This is a genomic window from Microbulbifer epialgicus (assembly GCF_041447265.1).
Taxonomy (GTDB): Bacteria; Pseudomonadota; Gammaproteobacteria; order Pseudomonadales; family Cellvibrionaceae; genus Microbulbifer; species Microbulbifer epialgicus.
The window spans coordinates 1-619 of sequence record NZ_JBGMEK010000281.1 but is presented as its reverse complement, the minus strand read 5'-3'; the positions used below and the strand labels follow the sequence as shown (position 1 = coordinate 619).

The following is a 619-nucleotide window of genomic DNA, read 5'->3' as shown; positions in this document are numbered from 1 at the left end:
ATGCTGGTTACAGTGCCGGTATTATTCCAATCGGTGCCGCTGAGATAATCGGAAAGCGCGGTGATAGCGCCGCTGTAATTGGTTTTTTCCGTGGTAATGCCGTAGCTGTTGGCCAGGGCTTCGATATCGCCCTGCTCTGCTAGGATTTGGCTGTACTCGCGAATGATGATTAACTTTTCTGACGGGTGCAGCTTGTCGTCTGCGGCGATATCCCCTAGATCTTCCAGGGCCTCCTCCGCATCGGCTTTGGCTTCTTCAGCGGCATTTGCCGCGGCCTCGGCTTTGGCATCCGCTGCAGACATACCCAGCAATGCCTCGGGGTCACCACTGCCACCCAAAGTAACCACAATGCCGCCATAGGTGCCACCATCGGTGGAAGTGGACCAAATCGAAATTTCATTGGCGCCAGCCTGCAGGGTGATCGGGAATGAATACCATTGGGTAATTTCATTTTCCCCGTCCATTATTCCAACCTGGGCACCATTCAAACCGACACGCGCGCCGCCCTCGGCATCATTGGCCAGCACATGGATAAAGCCGCGTCCGGCAATCGCATTAAACGAATATTTAGTGCCGCCGGCATAGTTGGTGCTGGTGGGCCAGCTGAGCCCGGTGGGCC

The 619-nt window shown here is 55.7% G+C and carries 1 pseudogene; it reads right to left on the bottom strand.

From position 1 onward, the window contains the following. Positions 1-619, bottom strand: a pseudogene (locus tag ACCI49_RS25015) (hypothetical protein); the annotation flags it as partial.